Below are 17166 nucleotides of genomic sequence, written 5' to 3' on the forward strand. Positions count from 1 at the left end.
ATTTCAAAATCAATTTAATATGGGTGATCTAGCGTATTGGCCTGCAGCTAAACCTCTTTCTAAAAAAGATACATTTGCCAAAAATAGAGATTTTATTAAGAACCTTGATCATATAGATCAAATTTGGGAAAAATTAAAATTTAAATGTCGTGATACTTTAGCTGTTTGCGATTTAAGAGGGAAATACAAAGAAAAATTTTCTTATTCTGAGCTGGCTGATTTAATAACAAAAGTCTCTTTTTCTTTCGAAAATTATGGTTTAAAAAAGGGGGATGTAGTTACTGTAATATCTGAAAATTCTCCAAGATGGCTAGCAGTAGATCAAGGCTTAATGCGTTTAGGAGCTATAAATGCAGTGAGAGGTATTAATTCTCCTTCAGTAGAATTAGACTATATTATTGGGCACTCTAATTCAGTAGGACTAATAGTTCAATCTAAGGAAATTTGGCTAAAGTTAAACAACAAAGAAGAATTAAAAAAAAGACTGAAATTTATAATCAATTTAGAAGATGAACAATTTGAAAGTTTAATAAGTTGGAGTACATTCATAAGTTCAGTAAAAAAAGAAAATTCACAAAATAATAATCTTGAAAAATTTAATCCAGAAATTGATGACGTCGCTACTATTCTTTACACTTCTGGGACGACCGGAAAACCTAAAGGTGTACCTTTGACTCATGCAAATTTTTTACATCAAATAATCAATTTAGCCTACATCGCTGATCCAGAACCAGGGACCTCTGTATTAAGCGTTTTGCCTATCTGGCATTCTTATGAGAGAAGTGCTGAATACTTCTTTTTTTCATGCGGTTGTTCTCAATACTATACAATTCCAAAATTTCTTAAAGATGATATTACACAAATAAAACCTGTTGTCATGGCTACTGTACCGAGACTATGGGAAGCAATACATGATGGTTTTTTTCAGGCTTTGAAAAAAATGCCTTCCAAAAAGCAAAAACTTATTAAGTTTTTGATAAGTAATAGTTCGGTTTTCAAAAGAAGTCTTAGAAAGATAAGAAATATAGATATAAATCAAATAACTTTTAAATCAAAAATCCCCTTAATGGGTTCTGTTATTAGCCGATATCCTTTACATAAATTGTCTACTATTTTTTTATGGCCGAATATTCTTAGACAACTATGCGGAGAAAAACTGAAATTTCCCATTAATGGTGGAGGTGCATTGCCAGAACATGTAGATCTTTTTTTTGAATCTTTAGGTGTAGATGTTTTGGTGGGATATGGACTCACAGAAACTAGTCCAGTATTAACTTGTAGGAGAAGAGAATTAAATGTTAGAGGATCATCTGGGCAGCCTCTTTCATTTACTGAAATCAAAATAGTGAATGATGATAAAAAAAAGATTCTGAAGTTCAGAGAAGTCGGGAAAATTCTTGTTAGGGGGCCGCAAGTAATGAAAGGTTATCTTAATAATGAAATAGCTACAAATGATGTTTTATCCAAGGATGGTTGGTTTGATACTGGTGATTTAGGTTTTCTAATACCAAATGGTTCTCTCTTTATAACAGGAAGAGCCAAGGATACAATAGTGCTATCAAGTGGTGAAAATATAGAACCCAATCCGTTAGAGACTGAAATTCTTAGTTCTGAATTTATTAATCAGATTCAATTAGTAGGACAAGATAAGAAATGTTTAACAGCCCTTGTAGTTCCTAATGTCGAATTGGTTAAAAGCAAGTTTTTGGAAGAAGACCTTTCAAAATTAAACCTTAATGAGAAAATTGGTACATTTTTCAAATCACAAATTAATAATTTGCTTAAAAGTCGATTAGGAGCAAGATCAGAAGAACAAATATTAGATTGTTATTTTGTTGATGCTTTTACTCTAGAAAATGGGTTATTAACACAAACTCTTAAACAAAAAAGAAAAGAAATAGAAAAAAAGTATTCATTACAAATAGAAAATATGTATGAAAACAAATTTAGTAAGAAAATTTGATTTGTTCTATCTATATTAAAAAGGTAATTTAATTTTTTATGGAAACAAAAAACTCAATATCTATAAAGCGCTCAATAGCTATTAAAGCTGTAGTTACACCAACTTGGAAGGAAGATGCTGAAAAAGAATTAAGTAAAGCAATTTCAAACATTGATCAGCAATTATCGCAACTGGAGCAAGAGGGGCAGCAAATAGTAAATAATATTAGATCCCAATCGGTTAATCCCCTAGATCCAAGGGTTCAAGAACAGGTTAGTCAGGTGCAACAACAAGTCGCAGCAAAACGAAATGAAATTGAAGAACAAAAAAGAAATCTTCTTCAACAACAGAGTCAAGTTCGCGAATTAAAAATGGACGAAATTGTTGATCAAGGGCAAGTGGATAGTTTCTGTGATGTCACTGTGGGAGACAATCTTATCGAAAAAATGCAAGTATCGATTACGGTTAAGGATGGAGTTATTCAATCTATAGATAATAATTAAAGAGAAGATTTAGTATTTTTGATAAATATGAGTAAATCTTCATTTAGAAAAAGTTTTAAATTCTAATGGATCTAAATTATTACTTTCTTAAGTTTTAAGAGTTCCCACTGTGAACATGATTTCGTATAATTAAAACAAGAGTTTAAAGGGTTCTTAACCATAAAAACTTTAGGAAGTTTGGTAGAAATCCCTTGAAACTTATGCAATAACAATTTTCTTATGTCTCACGAAATATTCATGCCTGCCTTGAGTTCTACTATGACGGAGGGCAAGATTGTGGAATGGTTGAAAAATCCAGGAGATAAAGTTGAAAGAGGTGAATCTGTCTTGGTTGTTGAATCTGACAAGGCAGATATGGATGTTGAATCTTTTCAAGATGGATATCTTGCGGCTGTTTTAATGCCTGCTGGCAGCACTGCACCAGTAGGAGAGACTATCGGTCTTATTGTAGAAAATGAGGATGAGATAGCTTCTGTTCAAGAACAAAATAAAGGAAATCAACCCGAAGTTTCTAGTTCGGATCAACTTGAATTGGTAAGCCATAAAACAGAAGAAAAACCTGTGGTTCAAAGTGAAATTGTTGAAAAACAAGAAAAAGAAGTCGTATTAATGAGTGAAAAGGCAGCCCCATCTTTAAATAGTGATCAAATAAATGCTGCTACTAGTAATGTTTCTTCGAGGGTGATTGCATCTCCAAGAGCTAAAAAACTTGCTTCTCAAATGGGTGTTGATTTAGCAAAAGTTCATGGATCCGGACCTCACGGAAGGATTCAAGCCGATGATATTTTAAAAGCTAATGGCCAACCAGTCTCTATACCATGGATAGGTGAAGGTGGTTCTCCTTCAAGTATACCTGGTGCAAATTTGGGAGTTGAAATGAAACCAGAAACTTCAGGAAATAGTTTTGGTAATCCCGGAGAAACAGTTCAATTTAATACTCTACAAAAAGCGGTAAATAAAAATATGGAATCTAGTTTAGATGTGCCATGTTTTAGGGTGGGTTATTCCATTAACACAGATAAATTAGATAATTTCTACAAAAAAGTTAAACAGAACGGAGTTACTATGACTGCTTTACTAGTAAAGGCAGTTGCAAAGACACTAAAGAAACATCCTCAAGTTAACTCAAGTTTTTCAGAGAATGGAATTTCTTATCCAGAAAATATAAATATTGCTGTTGCTGTTGCTATGGAAGATGGTGGACTAATAACTCCAGTTTTAAAAGAACCATGCAATACTGATTTATTTGAATTGTCTAGGGAATGGAAAGATCTCGTAAAAAGATCAAGATCAAAACAATTAGAACCTGATGAATACTCAACGGGAACCTTCACTTTATCTAACCTTGGGATGTTTGGAGTTGATAGATTTGACGCAATTCTTCCTCCAGGTACCGGTGCTATTTTAGCCATAGCATCATCGAAACCAACCGTTGTTGCTAATAGTGATGGTTCAATATCTGTTAAAAAAATAATGCAAGTAAATCTAACAGCTGATCATAGAGTGATCTATGGAGCTGATGGAGCTTCATTCTTAAAAGACTTGGCTTCCCTAATTGAAGATAAGCCAGAGACTCTTGTCTCCTAAATTTAATTGATTTCTCAAATTAATAATGAAGAAAGAGATTATAAGCTTGAAGCTTATGATTATTTACTTGATCCTTCATTAATTGCTAGTAAACCTTCTGCAATTAGGCATGAATCAAGATTGATGATAGTTAGAAATAGTTTTTTAGAAGAAGACTGTTTAACTAATAAATTTACCAAGAATCTTTTAGATGAATTTAGAGAAGGGGATCTTGTAATTGTAAATAATACTAAAGTTATGAAAGCTAGGTTAAAGGTTGAATTAGAAAATAAGACATTAGTAGAATTATTAGTTTTAGAAAGATCCCATGAATGTATTTGGTTATGTTTGGCAAAGCCAGCAAAAAAGTTAAAAATAAATAGAAAATTAAAATTAAAATCTCTATTAGCACAAGATATTAATTTGATTGTTGATGGAGTTGATGAAGAAACTGGAGGGAGATTTATTAAATTTCCGGAAAATATAACTTGTCTCAATTCAATGAATGAACTTCTTGATAAATACGGGGAAATCCCTCTTCCTCCTTATATAAAAAATTCCGAAGAAGAATCTTTTCATGAGAAAAGTTACCAAACTGAGTATGCAACAAATCCGGGGGCAGTTGCTGCACCAACAGCTGGTTTACACTTAAGCAAAAGTCTTATTTCCAATCTAAAAAAAAAAGGCGTAATAATCTTACCGATAACTTTGCACGTGGGTTATGGAACATTCAAACCAATTGATCAAGAAGATTTAAGTAACTTAAAACTTCACAAAGAATGGGTAAGTGTTAATAAGGAAGTAGTGGAGGAAATAAAAAGAATAAAGAAAACAGATAGAAAAATAATTGCTATTGGTACAACTAGCGTAAGAGCTCTTGAAAGTTGTTATTCTCAGGAAATTAATGACTTTATTCCCATAGCTAAATACGTAGATTTAGTAATTAAGCCAGGTTATAAATTTAAGGTAGTTGATGGATTATTAACTAATTTTCATCTCCCTAAAAGTTCATTATTACTTTTAGTAAGTGCAATGATTGGTAGAGAAAGATTATTAGATCTATATAAAAAAGCCATAAAAGAAAAATTTAGATTCTTCTCTTATGGCGATGCGATGTATATTTCACCAGATTCACTACTGGAGAAAAAATAGATTTAGGCTTTGACTGGTTCTTGAATGATTCCGCTTGGAACTTCAGTAAACATAATTGATGATAAATACCTCTCTGCTAAATCAGGTAGAACAACTACAATTGTCTTCCCAGCATATTCATCTTGTTCAGCTAATCTAACAGCAGCAGCAGCGGCAGCCCCACAAGATATTCCTACTAATAGACCTTCCTCTTTAGCTAACCTAAGAGCCATCTCAATTGATTCGTCATTTGTTACTTGTTCGACCTTATCAACAATTGATAAGTCAAGGTTCTTAGGAATAAATCCTGCTCCAATTCCTTGGATTTTATGTGGTCCGGATTTAACCTCTTCTCCATTCATTGTCTGTGTAATAACAGGACTGTGTGATGGTTCTACAGCTACAGAAGTAATATTCTTGCCTTTCTCTTGCTTAATGTATCTTGAAACTCCTGTAATTGTGCCGCCAGTTCCAACTCCTGCAACTAGGACATCAATTTCACCATCGCAATCATCCCAGATTTCTGGTCCAGTAGTTTTGAAATGAATTTCAGGGTTTGCTGGATTATCAAATTGACCTGGCATGAAATATTGAGAAGGATTACTTTCTGCAATTTCTTTAGCCTTAGCTATTGCTCCAGGCATACCTTTAGATGCCTCTGTTAAAACAATTTCAGCCCCCAACACTGCCATAACCCTTCTTCTTTCAATTGACATGGATTCTGGCATTGTAAGGATCAGTTTATAACCTCTTGCTGAAGCAGTAAAAGCTAAAGCAATTCCTGTATTTCCAGAAGTTGGCTCAACAATAGTTTTGTCTTTTGTAAGTTTCCCACTTTTCTCGGCATCCCAGATCATGTTTGCGCCGATCCTACATTTGACACTATAAGCAGGGTTTCTACCTTCAATTTTTGCAAGTACTGTAGCTTTCGCGTTTTTAGTAACTGATTTTAATTTTACTAATGGAGTGTTTCCAATAGCAAAACTATTGTCCTCATAAATTTTTGCCATTTATATATTGAGAAAATATATATTAATACTAACTATTATTCAGAAAAAGAGTATATAAGTTTCTATTCGGTAAATACTAGGAATTTAGAAATTATTTAGTGCTTCAGAAAAGGTTTTCCATAATTTATCTTGGTCTTCTAATCCAACTGATACTCTAATAAGGTGCGAGGGAATACCAAAACTTTCAGCCCAATCCAACTCGTCATAATGAGCTAGTAAAACATAAGGACAAACTAGAGTAAATTTTGTACCTAAACTAGGTCCTTTAGATACTTTTAGAGAATCATAAAATTTTTTAGCTTTGTTCAATCCTCCATTTAATTCAAACGATAATAAGCAGCCGTATCCCCCATTAGAAGTAAGTAAAGAATTAAAATTTGGACAATTTTCAGGATGGAAAATATTTTTAATCTCGCTATGAGTCTCTAATCTTTTTTTTAATTCTAAACATGCTTTATTTTGTTCAAAAACTCTTTGATTTACATCTCTACTAACTTTCTCTAGATAAACTATATCTCCATCGGAAAGTATTGGAATATTAATCTCGTTTAATGCATTTCTAAACTGATCAATCCATTTGCTTTTTGGATTTACTATTAATGATCCGGCAAGAATATCACCACTACCTGAAAAAATTTTTGTAAGTGAAGTAAAAACTATATCTGCATGTTCTATGGAATTTATATTTAAATTCGAACCAATTGTATCGTCAACAATTAACGGAATATTTAGCTTTTTTGCAATTTTTGAAATTTTTTTAATGTTTACACATTTGAGCATTGGATTACTTGGAAGTTCAATAATTAATGCTGATGGATTTATTCTTTTGATTTCTAATTCAATATCCGCGCAATTTTCTTCTGTAATTAACTTTGCTCCGTGAAAGATTTTCATTGGTAATTTAAGTACATCTACATATGGAAAACCAACTTGGAGTGTTGGTTTAGCTGGAAATAATTTATATATGATTTCTAATGATGTATACAATGCAGACATTCCAGATGAAGTTAAGTGAATATCATTAGAGTCAATTTTTGTAGATTTAGAAATTCTATTTTTTATTCTTTGAGAACATTCATTTACGTAAGATTTTGGAGGGCAATCTTCAAGACCTAGTTCTATAGCGGCAGCTCTTGAAGATAGACCAAGGCCAGTATGTTGCCAAAAATATTTTGCATAAATACTTCCTTCTTTTTCAGTTATTAAGAAAGCTAAATTATTTCTTTTTTCTATTAACGAGAATTGTTCAGAAGTATTTCTATCAATGTATTTTTTAGCTTTAAAAGCCATGCTTTCATTCGGATATGGCCAGATACTTTTATTGTTGTAGTAATTTTGCTCTTTTACTTTTTCGCATAATCTTTTCACTATGGGGTTTAGCCCGAATCGTGGGTAAATGGACTTCAATAAATTCATGCATTCTTGATCTTTTTCCTCGTAATTTATTACATCATTCCAAGTTGGTAATGCTACAGAAACGGCATGAATACTATCAGGGATTGCATATCCCAACTCTAAATTTTTCCATATAGGTTTTTTAAGTAAATCTCTCAATTTTCAGAATTTATTTAAAGCAAATAAAATGTCCGAGATTAAATCGTTTGTATCTTCACATCCAATTGATAATCTGACAAGAGCATCATCTATCCCTAGTAGATTTTTTGTTTTGTCATCAACAGAAGCATGAGTCATCGTTGCAGGGTGACAAATTAAACTTTCAACTCCTCCAAGGCTTTCTGCTAGAGAGAAATATTTGAGAGATTTGCAAAATTTAAAAGTATCCTCTTTATTTAAATTTAATTTTAGGGTGATCATTGAACCTCCAGATTTCATTTGCGATTTTGCTAAATTAAATTGGAGATGTTCTTGATTAAAAGGGTAAATTACTTTACTAATTATTTTATGATTAACTAATTCTTCAGATATAAATTCTGCACTTTTAGTTTGTTGTTCGATTCTTAAAGGAAGAGTTTTTACTCCTCTCGTAATGAGCCAACTATCAAAAGGAGATGGTTGAAGCCCGAGAGCTTTTTGAGAGAAAAGCATCTTACTATTCCATTCCTCATTATTTGTTAGTACTGCTCCGCCAAGTGCGTCACTATGTCCATTAATGAATTTTGTGGTGCTCACAACCGATAGTGTTGCACCAAGGTCCAATGGTTTTTGAATAAGCGCTGTAGAAAATGTGTTGTCTACAACTACTGGTATTTCGAGTTTATTCGCTTCATCACAAATCGCCTTAATATCAAGTACCTTCAAAAGTGGATTAGTTGGACTTTCTAGCCATATCAAGGTTGGCTCGAAGTATGAAATCTTTTTGATATTATTTTCGTTTGTAAAATCTGTGTATAAAACTTCTAGTCCAAATTTCTTGAAAACTTTTTCGAACATCCTCACCGTACAACCATAGAGATTTGACTCGCAGAGAATCTTGTCACCTGATTTTAGTGTTGATGAAATTGCAGTTACCGCGCTAATTCCAGATCCGAAAACTGTACAGTATTTTGAATCTTCTATTGATTTAAGGACGCTTTCTAGAATTCTAAAGTTTGGATTACCTGATCTTGTGTAGTCGAAATTATCTTTATTTCCATGTTTGAAAGTAGATGTAGAAAAAATAGGAGGCATTACGCATCCGGTTTTTTCTGCAAATGTTTCTCCATGGTGAATAGATAAGGTCTTAAAACCTGGTTTTTTTATATTATTTTCCTTATTTCCCATTATTTTTAAAAATAAGAATTAAATTAAACCCTCATTTTTTTAATGAGAGATTTAATAATCCAAAGAAAAGTAGTATTAAACTTTTCTTGAATAATATTCAACAACTAGTAGTTCGTTTATTTCAAGAGCCACCCACTCTCTATCGCATTTCCCATTTATTTTCCCCGTTAATTTAGGTTTGTCTAAATCAAGATGAGGTGGGACATTTGCTAAACCAGGGAATTCTATATTACCTTCTACAAGTTTTTTGCTTGCTTTGTTTTCTTTAATTCCGATTACATCGCCTGATTTGCATTGATAACCAGCAATATCAAGAACCTTTCCATTAACGGTTACATGGCCATGATTTACTAATTGTCTTGAGCCTGGAATGGTACCTCCAAAACCAAATCTAAAACAAACATTATCAAGTCTGTTTTCTAAAAGTCTTAGTAGGTTAGTTCCTGTAGATCCTTCTTGAGCTCTAGCTTTTTTTACATAACGAACTAGTTGTTTTTCAGAAACTCCATAATTAAACCTAAGTTTCTGCTTTTCTTCTAGACGAATAGCATATTCTGATCGCTTGCGACGGGCTTGGCCGTGCTGACCTGGAGGGTTAGACTTCTTTGAAGCTTTCCTGGTGAGACCTGGTAGTTCTCCCAAGCGACGCGTAACCCTTAATCTGGGGCCGCGGTATCTTGACATAATTTTAAATTAAATAGAAATTTGCAATAAGTTGGATAATTGATTAAATTCAATTAAACTAATTACTACTGAAATATTATTTTACATCATTAAAGTGTTCAAAACTATTAATAAATCAATTACTTCTATACTTCTTTTTATGATTTCGTTCTATCAAAAGTGGTTTTCTCCTTTGTTCGGACCAAGATGTAGATTTATTCCAAGTTGCAGCTCTTATGGATATGAGGCAATTACTAGACATGGTCCTTGGAAGGGAGGGTGGTTAACTTTAAGAAGATTAAGCAGATGTCATCCTTTAACTCCCTGTGGATGTGACCCTGTGCCTGACTAAATGAATGAAAATATTTATTTTTGTTAGGCAGGGATGTTGCCTTTGTGATTCATTAAAAAATAAACTGGCAAAAATAAATCTTAATGAGTTATTCCCTAACCTGGAGGAGCTTAAAGAAATTGATATTGATAGGGTCGATTTATATAAAGATAAATATAAAAAATATGATTATGAAGTACCTGTTATTGCTGTTGAAGGAATTAGGTCCGAGGAGATTATAGAATTGCCTCGCATTTCTCCAAGATTAAAAGATGATCAATTAAAGAATTGGTTTCAAAAAAATATTAGTACCATTCTGGAGAAATAATTTTTCATATGAGATCTATAAAATTACATAAACTTTTAGATTTGGTAGGAATTATTCCTTCATTAGATTTAATCGATCATGAAATAAATAATATTTCTTTTAACTCTAAAGAAGTACAAAAAGGAACTTTATTTTTAGGTATGCCTGGTTTAAATGTTGATGGAGGAAAATATTGTATTGAGGCAATTGAAAATGGTGCAGAGGCTGCCATTATTGGGTCTGCTGCAAAAGAGAAAATTGGATCTATTGATCGAGAAAGGATTTTGGTTATAGAGGATAATTTAGATTATATTTTTGGTCAAATTGTCGCTGAGTTTTGGAATAGGCCCTCAAGAAAACTTAAACTTATTGGTGTTACTGGTACAAATGGAAAAACGACAATTACTTTCTTATTGGAATATCTTTTAAAAAAATTAGGGAAAAAGACTGCATTATTTGGGACCTTGTTTAATAGATGGCCTGGCTTCTCAGAAGTGGCTTCTCATACAACTGATTTCGCCGATAAACTTCAAAAGAAATTAAATGCTGCTGTTGAGGCAGAATCTGAATTCGCGATATTAGAGGTAAGTTCTCATTCTATTGCTCAAAAGAGGATATCAGGATGCGAATTTGAGGCGGCTATTTTTACTAATTTAACTCAAGATCATCTTGATTATCACTCAGATATGGAATCTTATTTTCAAACAAAAAGAAAATTGTTTTTCCCACCTTATTTAATAGAAAAGGATGGAATTTCTGTATTAAATCACGATGACCCTTGGATATCTAAATTATCGTCTGATCTTGAAAAAAGATCTTCATTAGTGTCTACAAAGATTACTGAAAGTGAATTTAAAAATCATGATTTTTTTTTCGTAACAGATAAAAAATTTACTGAAACTGGCTCAACCTGCATTTTTCATACACCCAAGGAAAAAATTCAACTTTTTGTTCCACTTGTTGGAGAATTTAATTTAATGAATGCGATTCAAGCAATAACAATTTTGTATAAACTTAATTTTTCTTTAAAAGATCTATCAAAGTTAATACGATCTTTCCCTGGCGCTCCAGGGCGAATGGATAAAATAGAAATTGATAATGATGACGTTTCTAGATCACTTCCAACAGTAATTGTTGATTATGCCCACACGCCTGATGGATTGAAAAAAGTTTTGCAATCAATTAAAAAACTTTGTAAGGGAAAACTCATTACTGTTTTTGGCTGTGGAGGAGATCGAGATCTTGGTAAAAGGCCTTTAATGGGATCAATAGCTGAAGAGTTTTCTGATCAACTTTTTATAACTTCAGATAATCCAAGATCAGAAGAACCACAAAAGATAGTAAATGATATTTTGATGGGTATAAAAAAAAGAGAAAAAATAACAATTGAGATTGATAGATTTAAAGCAATAAATAAATCTATTGAATTTGCCAATAAAGAAGATATTGTTTTAATTGCAGGAAAAGGACATGAAGACTACCAAATTCTCAATGATAAAGTTATTAATTTTGATGATAGAAAAATAGCTTATAAATTATTAAAAGAAAAAAGAAAATCTCAATAAAATTTCCTAATCAAATAAGAAAGATATTTACGCATATCACAAGAAAAGTTTCTTAGAATTGATTGAGTTATTTTTAATAAAATGAAAGGCTTAGCCTTAGTTGTAGGCGCAGGTGGAATTGGAACCCAAATAGCTAAAGATCTGAGTGAAAGTGAAAAAGATTTAGAAGTTGTTTTGTGCGGAAGAAAAAGTGAATTTAATTCTTTTTGGGAATTAGATATAGAGGATTCTCAATCCCTTTTGCAGTTGAAAAATAAAATATCAAATCAGCCTTCAAAATTAAGGCTAGTTGTTAATGCTACAGGTAGACTTCATAGTGATTCTCTTCAACCAGAAAAAAGATTACAACATCTTGATAAAAAAAATATGATGGAAAGTTTTTCAATAAACGCCTTTTCTCCTATTTTATTAGCTAAAGCGATTGAAGAATTTATACCAAAAGATTTGGATTTTAATTTTGCAAGTATAAGTGCAAGAGTTGGTAGCATTGGAGATAATCAAACTGGAGGTTGGTATTCATATAGAGCTGCAAAATCTGCGCAAAATCAGTTTTTTAAATCTTTAAGTATTGAATGGGCTAGACGTTTCCCAAAGGCTACTATCACATTGCTTCATCCAGGAACAGTAGATACTGATTTATCTAGACCTTTTCATAAATTTGTTCCAGAACATAAATTATTTAGTAAAGAAAAATCCTCCCAATTTTTGATCAATATTATTAAAAATCAATCCCCAGAATCTACTGGAAAATTTATTGCTTGGGATAGCTCAGAAATACCCTGGTAATTTTTTAATTTCTTCAGAAAGTAAATTAATCTCAGCTTTTGTAGTCATTTGATGTACGCATGCTCTAAACCATTTTGGATCTTCTAAAACTCTAATCCAAATTTTCTTTTCTCCAAGTTTATTTACAAATTTATCCTTATCTTTAATATTTTCGATATTAAAACTAACTATCCCATTTAAGTACTTTTTTTCTAAAACTAATTCAACACCCTTTAATTGATTTAATTCATCCCAAAGTTTCTTACTTAATCTTTTGATATGTTCGCTTTTTTCTTTTTCATGGCAGTCTTTATCCAAAAGATCTATAGAATTACGAAGCCCTGCAAGTAAAGGAATGCAAGATGTAGCTACTTCAAACTTCCTTGCATCATCATGAAAAAGATTATCTGAAGGCTCATAAATGCCTTGTTCTTTTTTTAATGATTTCCAACCAATTATTGTTGGATCTGTTTCATGAATAAATCTATCTGAGACATAAATGGCTCCAAGTCCTTCTGGTCCACATGCCCATTTATGAGAAGTTATTGAATATAAATCAGAATAAAAAACTTCTTTTTCAATATTTATGTGCCCAAAGGTTTGAGCACCATCAACAAGTAAATAAGAATCTGCTCGATTATTTTTTAATTCGATAGAAATTTGTTTTAAAGGAATTTTATATCCAAAGTTCCATAAGATATGAGAAATAATTAGTATCTTAGTCTTACTATTCAGATGTTTCAAAATCTCTAAAATTATATTTTCGTCGTTTAGATTTTTAAGTTTTTGGATCGGCAAAATTTTGAATATTAATTTATTTCTTCTACAAAATTCTCGACTTGCAGCCACTACTCCAGGATGTTCACAGTCACTTATTAACAGCTCTTCTCCCTCTTCTACTTTTATTCCCCAAAAGGGCAAAATCATACCGGAAGAGATATTCTCGGTTAAAGCTACATTCTTTGAATTTACACCTAATTTTTGTGCAATGATCCTTTTTGTGGTAAATATTTCTTTGTAAATAAAAGGCCACATATCATTAGTAAATGGTCCTAAATCTTGGATAATTTCCCACGTTTTAACTATGGCTTCTAAAGAAGATTTTGGTAATGGTCCTTGACCTCCATAGTTGAAATAATACTTATTTTTTAATGCTGGTATTTGATCTCTTAGATTATTTCTCATGGAAATTTAAGTTATATTTTTAAACTCTTGAATTTTTTAAATATTGCCTACTAAAGTTACTGTTCTAAATTCTATATCCTCAATTACTTTCCAAGGTTCAGCACTCCTTTCTGCAAATTCTAAATTTTTAAATCCTAGTTCTTTAAAGTCACTTATAAAGTCAGGTTCATACCATGCTCCACTAATACATCCTGTCCACAGATCATGATCATTTTGCAATCTTAAAGGAACTTTTTTGTTAGAGACAATATCGCTAATTGCAATTCTTCCATTATCGTTTAAAACTCTTTTTATATTTCTTAGAAGGTTATTTCTAGACTCTGGACTTACCAAGTTTAAAACGCAATTACTTAAAATAATATCAACTGATTTGTCGGCGATTAATGGACTTAAATCTTTATCTAATTCATCAAGTTTTTCAATTGAACCTTCTAGAAATTCTGTATTGTTGAAACCTATATTTTTTGTAACTTCTTTAGAGGCTGATCTAGATAAAGAAAGCATATCAGGATTCTGATCAACTCCAATAACTTTCCCTTCTTTTCCAACAATTTGGGCACAAATAAAAGCATTTTTGCCGCTACCACTTCCAAGATCTAAGACTGTATCGTTTTTTTGAACATATTTTGTTGGATCCCCACATCCATAGTCTCTTTCTATAACCTCTTGAGGAATTGCTTCAAGTAAAACGGGATTAAAACCAACTGGTGTACAAAGACAACTTTCTTTTTCTAGTGCGGCTGAACCATATCTTTCTTGAATCGCATCTTTATGATTGAATTGATTAGATGCTTTATTAGATGTGTTTGTATTACAGCAACTTTCAGACATATTTTTTAAAGGACTTTTGATAAATATAGCCCAAAAAAAAAGCCCTTGAAAAGGGGCTTTTAACTTGTTTAATTAAATTATTTAGTGTAATTAACACCTCTGTAATTTAATTCTGCTTTTTCATTACTTGAAGAAGCGTCAGCCATTCTATTGGTGTATACGTTTCTTCTGTAGGTAAGTTCAACAAGTTGCTTTTTAGCAGCTTCTTTGTTTTGAACGTAGTTTTTACCTCTGTAAGTTAAAGTAGTCATGTTTCGATGTGACAACACGGCCATCCCCCGTTCCATGGTATGACTCGAACTGCGCCCTCAAATGAGGGTGAACGAAAAAGTAGCAATTGCTACCAAATAATTATAAACGTATTTTTAGCTGCATGTCTAGCTTTTACAAATAGAAACGAAGATTTAATGTTTTTTTAATTATTATCTTAGGTAAATTTTTTTATAAATAGTCTCTAAAAAGGTTTATGTTTATATTTGGTTTAATCTTCATGTAACTATTTATTTATGACAGGTTTTTTATATTTCTTGGGAAATACTTTAAGGTGGCCAGTGTTAAAGCCAAAAGAATTTTTTTCACTACATGCTTATTTTTCAATTATTTATTTGATAACTTTTACTTTGAGTAAATATGATGTAAGCCAATCAAATTTAGTTTTTACTTTAGGAATTCTTGCACCTCTTTTAATCGCTATTGGTCAAGGACTTCCAATTGATTGCCTTGATATGGAATCATCTTTGTTGAAAGAATTAAAAGCTAAATAATATATATTTCAGTTAAAAATTTTTATAAAACCTGGACAACTTCGCTTATTTCAGGAATCATTTCTTTTAACTTTCTTTCAATACCCATTTTGAGAGTCATAGTGCTACTTGGGCAACTACCACATGCTCCTTGAAGTCTGACTTTGACAATTGGACCATCTATTTCTGCAATCTCAACATTACCTCCATCAGAAATTAAAAAAGGTCTTAGCTCGTCAAGGACTTTTTCTACATTTTGGTTTGTCAGAGAGAGTGTTTCAGTACTCATAATTTTGGATTAACTTTATAATAAGCCTAGAAAGAAATCTGATTAATTGCAAAAAAGATAATTTTCTGTTGTGACTTCATCTAAAAATCCCACTAATGACAATAGCTACTTTGATGCAGTCTTAGTAGGAGCAGGGATAATGAGTAGTACTTTAGCCCTCATAATTTCAGAAGTTTTACCAGATATAAAATTTCTTATTATAGAAAAATTAAATGCTCCAGGAAGTGAAAGTACTGGTGCTTTTAATAATGCAGGTACAGGACATGCGGCTAATTGCGAATTAAACTATACCCCTTTAGATGAAAAAGGAAATCTAAAAATAGATAAAGCGCTCTCAATAAATCGTTCTTTTGAAACATCCATGTCTTTATGGGCCTCATTGTATGAAGCAGGGAAGATTGATATTAAGAAGTTTCTAAAATTTATTCCTCATATTAGCTTTGTTTCTGGTCAGGATAATATTTCTTTTTTAAAAAAAAGATTTCAGAAAATGAACGAAAATCCTGAATTTATCGATATGGAATTTTCTACATCTTTTGATGAAATTTCATCATGGGCTCCTTTAATAACAAAAGATAGAAATCCATCTACTCAAATTGCTGCTACCAGAATAGGTAGAGGAACTGATATCAATTTTGAGGCTTTAACCAAAGAGTATTTGTCATTAGTTTCTTTAAACAAAAATGTTGAAATTAGATACAAAACAGAATTAGTAGATTTAAAGAAAATTGATAAAAAACATTGGGAACTAGAAATCAGTTCTGAAGGTAGAAAAACTTCAATTAGAACTGGCTACGTTTTTCTTGGTGCTGGTGGAAAAACAATTAATTATTTACAAAAATCAAAAATTCCAGAAGCAAAAAGTTATGGTGGATTTCCTGTTAGTGGGAAATGGCTTATTTGCGAGAAAAAAGATCTAACAGAAAAACATAACTCAAAAGTTTATGGTAAAGCTGATATTGGATCGCCACCAATGTCTGTGCCTCATTTAGACACCAGATGGATTGATAATAAAAAACTTCTTTTATATGGACCTTTTGCTGGATTTACAACGAAATTTCTAAAACAAAGTTCATACTTTGACTTATTTAGTTCAATTAAAAAGAATAATATTTTTTCTATGTTAGACGTTGGTTTTAAGAACAACGATTTAATTAATTACCTAATATCACAATCATTAAAGAACCATAACTCAAGAGTTGAGAATTTAAAGAATATGATGCCATCAGCTAATCCTTCTGATTGGTATTTAAAGAATGCTGGTCAAAGAGTCCAAATAATTAAAAAAACTGAAGGTGGTGGTTCTTTGAAATTTGGAACTGAGATTGTAAATTCATCTGATGGATCATTATCTGCTTTGTTGGGAGCCTCTCCAGGAGCAAGTACTGCGGTTTCAATTATGGTTGAAGTTCTAGAAAAATCTGTTTTATTTTTAAACGATAAGCATAATCTCCAAAAAAAAATAAATGACTTAATTTATCCAGAACTATTAGTCTCTGAAAATTACAGTACCTTCATAAAAGAAATTAAAAAAAGAAATAATTCCATTTTTGGTTTCCATCCATAATTCTAATTAGCTAGTATTAATCAAGATGTAATAAGAGGAGAATTTTC

18 protein-coding genes are annotated in these 17166 nt (G+C 31.7%); 10 read left to right on the forward strand and 8 right to left on the reverse strand.

Features of this window, described 5'->3' with window-relative positions; all coding sequences use genetic code 11:
• The first annotated feature begins 19 nt into the window (after positions 1 to 19).
• The 4 genes from HA141_RS02265 (at position 20) to queA (ending at position 5163) form a co-directional block, all read left to right on the forward strand.
• Positions 20 to 1963: an AMP-binding protein gene (locus tag HA141_RS02265; protein WP_209116521.1), complete on the forward strand. Its 1944-nt coding sequence runs from the start codon at positions 20 to 22 to the stop codon at positions 1961 to 1963.
• 38 nt (positions 1964 to 2001) lie between these two features.
• Entirely contained in the window at positions 2002 to 2445 is a 444-nt protein-coding gene (locus tag HA141_RS02270) for a YlqD family protein (protein WP_025880659.1), read from the forward strand.
• 219 nt (positions 2446 to 2664) lie between these two features.
• Positions 2665 to 4032 carry a dihydrolipoamide acetyltransferase family protein gene (locus tag HA141_RS02275; RefSeq protein ID WP_209116522.1) on the forward strand — a complete coding sequence of 456 codons (1368 nt, stop codon included), beginning with the start codon at positions 2665 to 2667 and terminating at the stop codon, positions 4030 to 4032.
• A gap of 6 nt (positions 4033 to 4038) precedes the next feature.
• Positions 4039 to 5163 carry a tRNA preQ1(34) S-adenosylmethionine ribosyltransferase-isomerase QueA gene (gene queA, locus HA141_RS02280; RefSeq protein ID WP_209116525.1) on the forward strand — a complete coding sequence of 375 codons (1125 nt, stop codon included), beginning with the start codon at positions 4039 to 4041 and terminating at the stop codon, positions 5161 to 5163.
• Between the two features lie 2 nt (positions 5164 to 5165).
• On the opposite strand, the gene cysK is transcribed toward queA, so the two are convergent.
• The 4 genes from cysK to rpsD all read right to left on the reverse strand — a co-directional run bounded on the left by cysK (position 5166) and on the right by rpsD (position 9557).
• A complete protein-coding gene (cysK, locus tag HA141_RS02285) occupies positions 5166 to 6152 on the reverse strand; it encodes a cysteine synthase A (protein ID WP_002805805.1) in 987 nt (328 codons plus the stop codon).
• 84 nt (positions 6153 to 6236) lie between these two features.
• Positions 6237 to 7706 carry a PLP-dependent transferase gene (locus tag HA141_RS02290; RefSeq protein ID WP_209116527.1) on the reverse strand — a complete coding sequence of 490 codons (1470 nt, stop codon included), beginning with the start codon at positions 7704 to 7706 and terminating at the stop codon, positions 6237 to 6239.
• 3 nt (positions 7707 to 7709) lie between these two features.
• Positions 7710 to 8873 carry a trans-sulfuration enzyme family protein gene (locus HA141_RS02295; RefSeq protein ID WP_209116529.1) on the reverse strand — a complete coding sequence of 388 codons (1164 nt, stop codon included), beginning with the start codon at positions 8871 to 8873 and terminating at the stop codon, positions 7710 to 7712.
• 75 nt (positions 8874 to 8948) lie between these two features.
• Positions 8949 to 9557 carry a 30S ribosomal protein S4 gene (gene rpsD / locus HA141_RS02300; RefSeq protein WP_209116531.1) on the reverse strand — a complete coding sequence of 203 codons (609 nt, stop codon included), beginning with the start codon at positions 9555 to 9557 and terminating at the stop codon, positions 8949 to 8951.
• 94 nt (positions 9558 to 9651) lie between these two features.
• On the opposite strand from rpsD, the gene yidD reads away from it, so the two are divergent.
• The 4 genes from yidD (at position 9652) to HA141_RS02320 (ending at position 12525) form a co-directional block, all read left to right on the forward strand.
• Positions 9652 to 9888, forward strand: coding sequence for a membrane protein insertion efficiency factor YidD (gene yidD, locus HA141_RS02305; protein WP_209116533.1), 237 nt, complete (start codon positions 9652 to 9654; stop codon positions 9886 to 9888).
• 4 nt (positions 9889 to 9892) lie between these two features.
• Complete coding sequence (locus tag HA141_RS02310) at positions 9893 to 10195, forward strand: glutaredoxin family protein (protein ID WP_025955258.1); 303 nt, start codon at positions 9893 to 9895, stop codon at positions 10193 to 10195.
• Between the two features lie 8 nt (positions 10196 to 10203).
• Complete coding sequence (locus tag HA141_RS02315; protein WP_209116535.1) at positions 10204 to 11739, forward strand: UDP-N-acetylmuramoyl-L-alanyl-D-glutamate--2,6-diaminopimelate ligase; 1536 nt, start codon at positions 10204 to 10206, stop codon at positions 11737 to 11739.
• Between the two features lie 81 nt (positions 11740 to 11820).
• Entirely contained in the window at positions 11821 to 12525 is a 705-nt protein-coding gene (locus HA141_RS02320; protein WP_209116537.1) for an SDR family NAD(P)-dependent oxidoreductase, read from the forward strand.
• Here the strand turns inward: HA141_RS02320 and HA141_RS02325 are convergent.
• From HA141_RS02325 to HA141_RS02335, 3 genes are all read right to left on the reverse strand, one after another.
• A complete protein-coding gene (locus HA141_RS02325) occupies positions 12508 to 13689 on the reverse strand; it encodes an aminotransferase class V-fold PLP-dependent enzyme (protein ID WP_209116539.1) in 1182 nt (393 codons plus the stop codon). The genes HA141_RS02320 and HA141_RS02325 overlap by 18 nt on opposite strands.
• 36 nt (positions 13690 to 13725) lie before the next feature.
• Complete coding sequence (locus tag HA141_RS02330; RefSeq protein WP_209116541.1) at positions 13726 to 14520, reverse strand: methyltransferase domain-containing protein; 795 nt, start codon at positions 14518 to 14520, stop codon at positions 13726 to 13728.
• 77 nt (positions 14521 to 14597) lie between these two features.
• Positions 14598 to 14771, reverse strand: coding sequence for a DUF4278 domain-containing protein (locus HA141_RS02335; protein WP_209117892.1), 174 nt, complete (start codon positions 14769 to 14771; stop codon positions 14598 to 14600).
• Positions 14772 to 15026: 255 nt separating this feature from the next.
• Here HA141_RS02335 and HA141_RS02340 point away from each other — a divergent pair, with 255 nt between their 5' ends.
• On the forward strand, positions 15027 to 15284 hold the full coding sequence (locus tag HA141_RS02340; RefSeq protein WP_032524133.1) for a hypothetical protein: 258 nt from the start codon (positions 15027 to 15029) through the stop codon (positions 15282 to 15284).
• Between the two features lie 22 nt (positions 15285 to 15306).
• Here HA141_RS02340 and HA141_RS02345 read toward each other — a convergent pair whose 3' ends face one another.
• Positions 15307 to 15552 (reverse strand): NifU family protein, encoded by a 246-nt coding sequence (locus HA141_RS02345; RefSeq protein WP_209116543.1) that lies wholly within the window; start codon positions 15550 to 15552, stop codon positions 15307 to 15309.
• Between the two features lie 70 nt (positions 15553 to 15622).
• On the opposite strand from HA141_RS02345, the gene HA141_RS02350 reads away from it, so the two are divergent.
• Positions 15623 to 17119, forward strand: coding sequence for a malate:quinone oxidoreductase (locus tag HA141_RS02350; RefSeq protein ID WP_209116545.1), 1497 nt, complete (start codon positions 15623 to 15625; stop codon positions 17117 to 17119).
• Positions 17120 to 17166: the final 47 nt, after the last annotated feature.

This window comes from Prochlorococcus marinus XMU1402, assembly GCF_017696205.1.
Lineage (GTDB): Bacteria > Cyanobacteriota > Cyanobacteriia > PCC-6307 > Cyanobiaceae > Prochlorococcus_A > Prochlorococcus_A marinus_AC.

Coding starts and splice junctions, on each gene's coding strand:
- HA141_RS02340 (WP_032524133.1), top strand. CDS start 15,027: ATGACAGGTTTTTTATATTTCTTGGGAAATACTTTAAGGTGGCCAGTG.
- rpsD (WP_209116531.1), bottom strand. CDS start 9,557: ATGTCAAGATACCGCGGCCCCAGATTAAGGGTTACGCGTCGCTTGGGA.
- HA141_RS02310 (WP_025955258.1), top strand. CDS start 9,893: ATGAAAATATTTATTTTTGTTAGGCAGGGATGTTGCCTTTGTGATTCA.
- HA141_RS02270 (WP_025880659.1), top strand. CDS start 2,002: ATGGAAACAAAAAACTCAATATCTATAAAGCGCTCAATAGCTATTAAA.
- HA141_RS02320 (WP_209116537.1), top strand. CDS start 11,821: ATGAAAGGCTTAGCCTTAGTTGTAGGCGCAGGTGGAATTGGAACCCAA.
- HA141_RS02325 (WP_209116539.1), bottom strand. CDS start 13,689: ATGAGAAATAATCTAAGAGATCAAATACCAGCATTAAAAAATAAGTAT.
- cysK (WP_002805805.1), bottom strand. CDS start 6,152: ATGGCAAAAATTTATGAGGACAATAGTTTTGCTATTGGAAACACTCCA.
- HA141_RS02335 (WP_209117892.1), bottom strand. CDS start 14,771: ATGACTACTTTAACTTACAGAGGTAAAAACTACGTTCAAAACAAAGAA.
- HA141_RS02275 (WP_209116522.1), top strand. CDS start 2,665: ATGTCTCACGAAATATTCATGCCTGCCTTGAGTTCTACTATGACGGAG.
- HA141_RS02345 (WP_209116543.1), bottom strand. CDS start 15,552: ATGAGTACTGAAACACTCTCTCTGACAAACCAAAATGTAGAAAAAGTC.
- HA141_RS02315 (WP_209116535.1), top strand. CDS start 10,204: ATGAGATCTATAAAATTACATAAACTTTTAGATTTGGTAGGAATTATT.
- HA141_RS02330 (WP_209116541.1), bottom strand. CDS start 14,520: ATGTCTGAAAGTTGCTGTAATACAAACACATCTAATAAAGCATCTAAT.
- HA141_RS02265 (WP_209116521.1), top strand. CDS start 20: ATGGGTGATCTAGCGTATTGGCCTGCAGCTAAACCTCTTTCTAAAAAA.
- HA141_RS02295 (WP_209116529.1), bottom strand. CDS start 8,873: ATGGGAAATAAGGAAAATAATATAAAAAAACCAGGTTTTAAGACCTTA.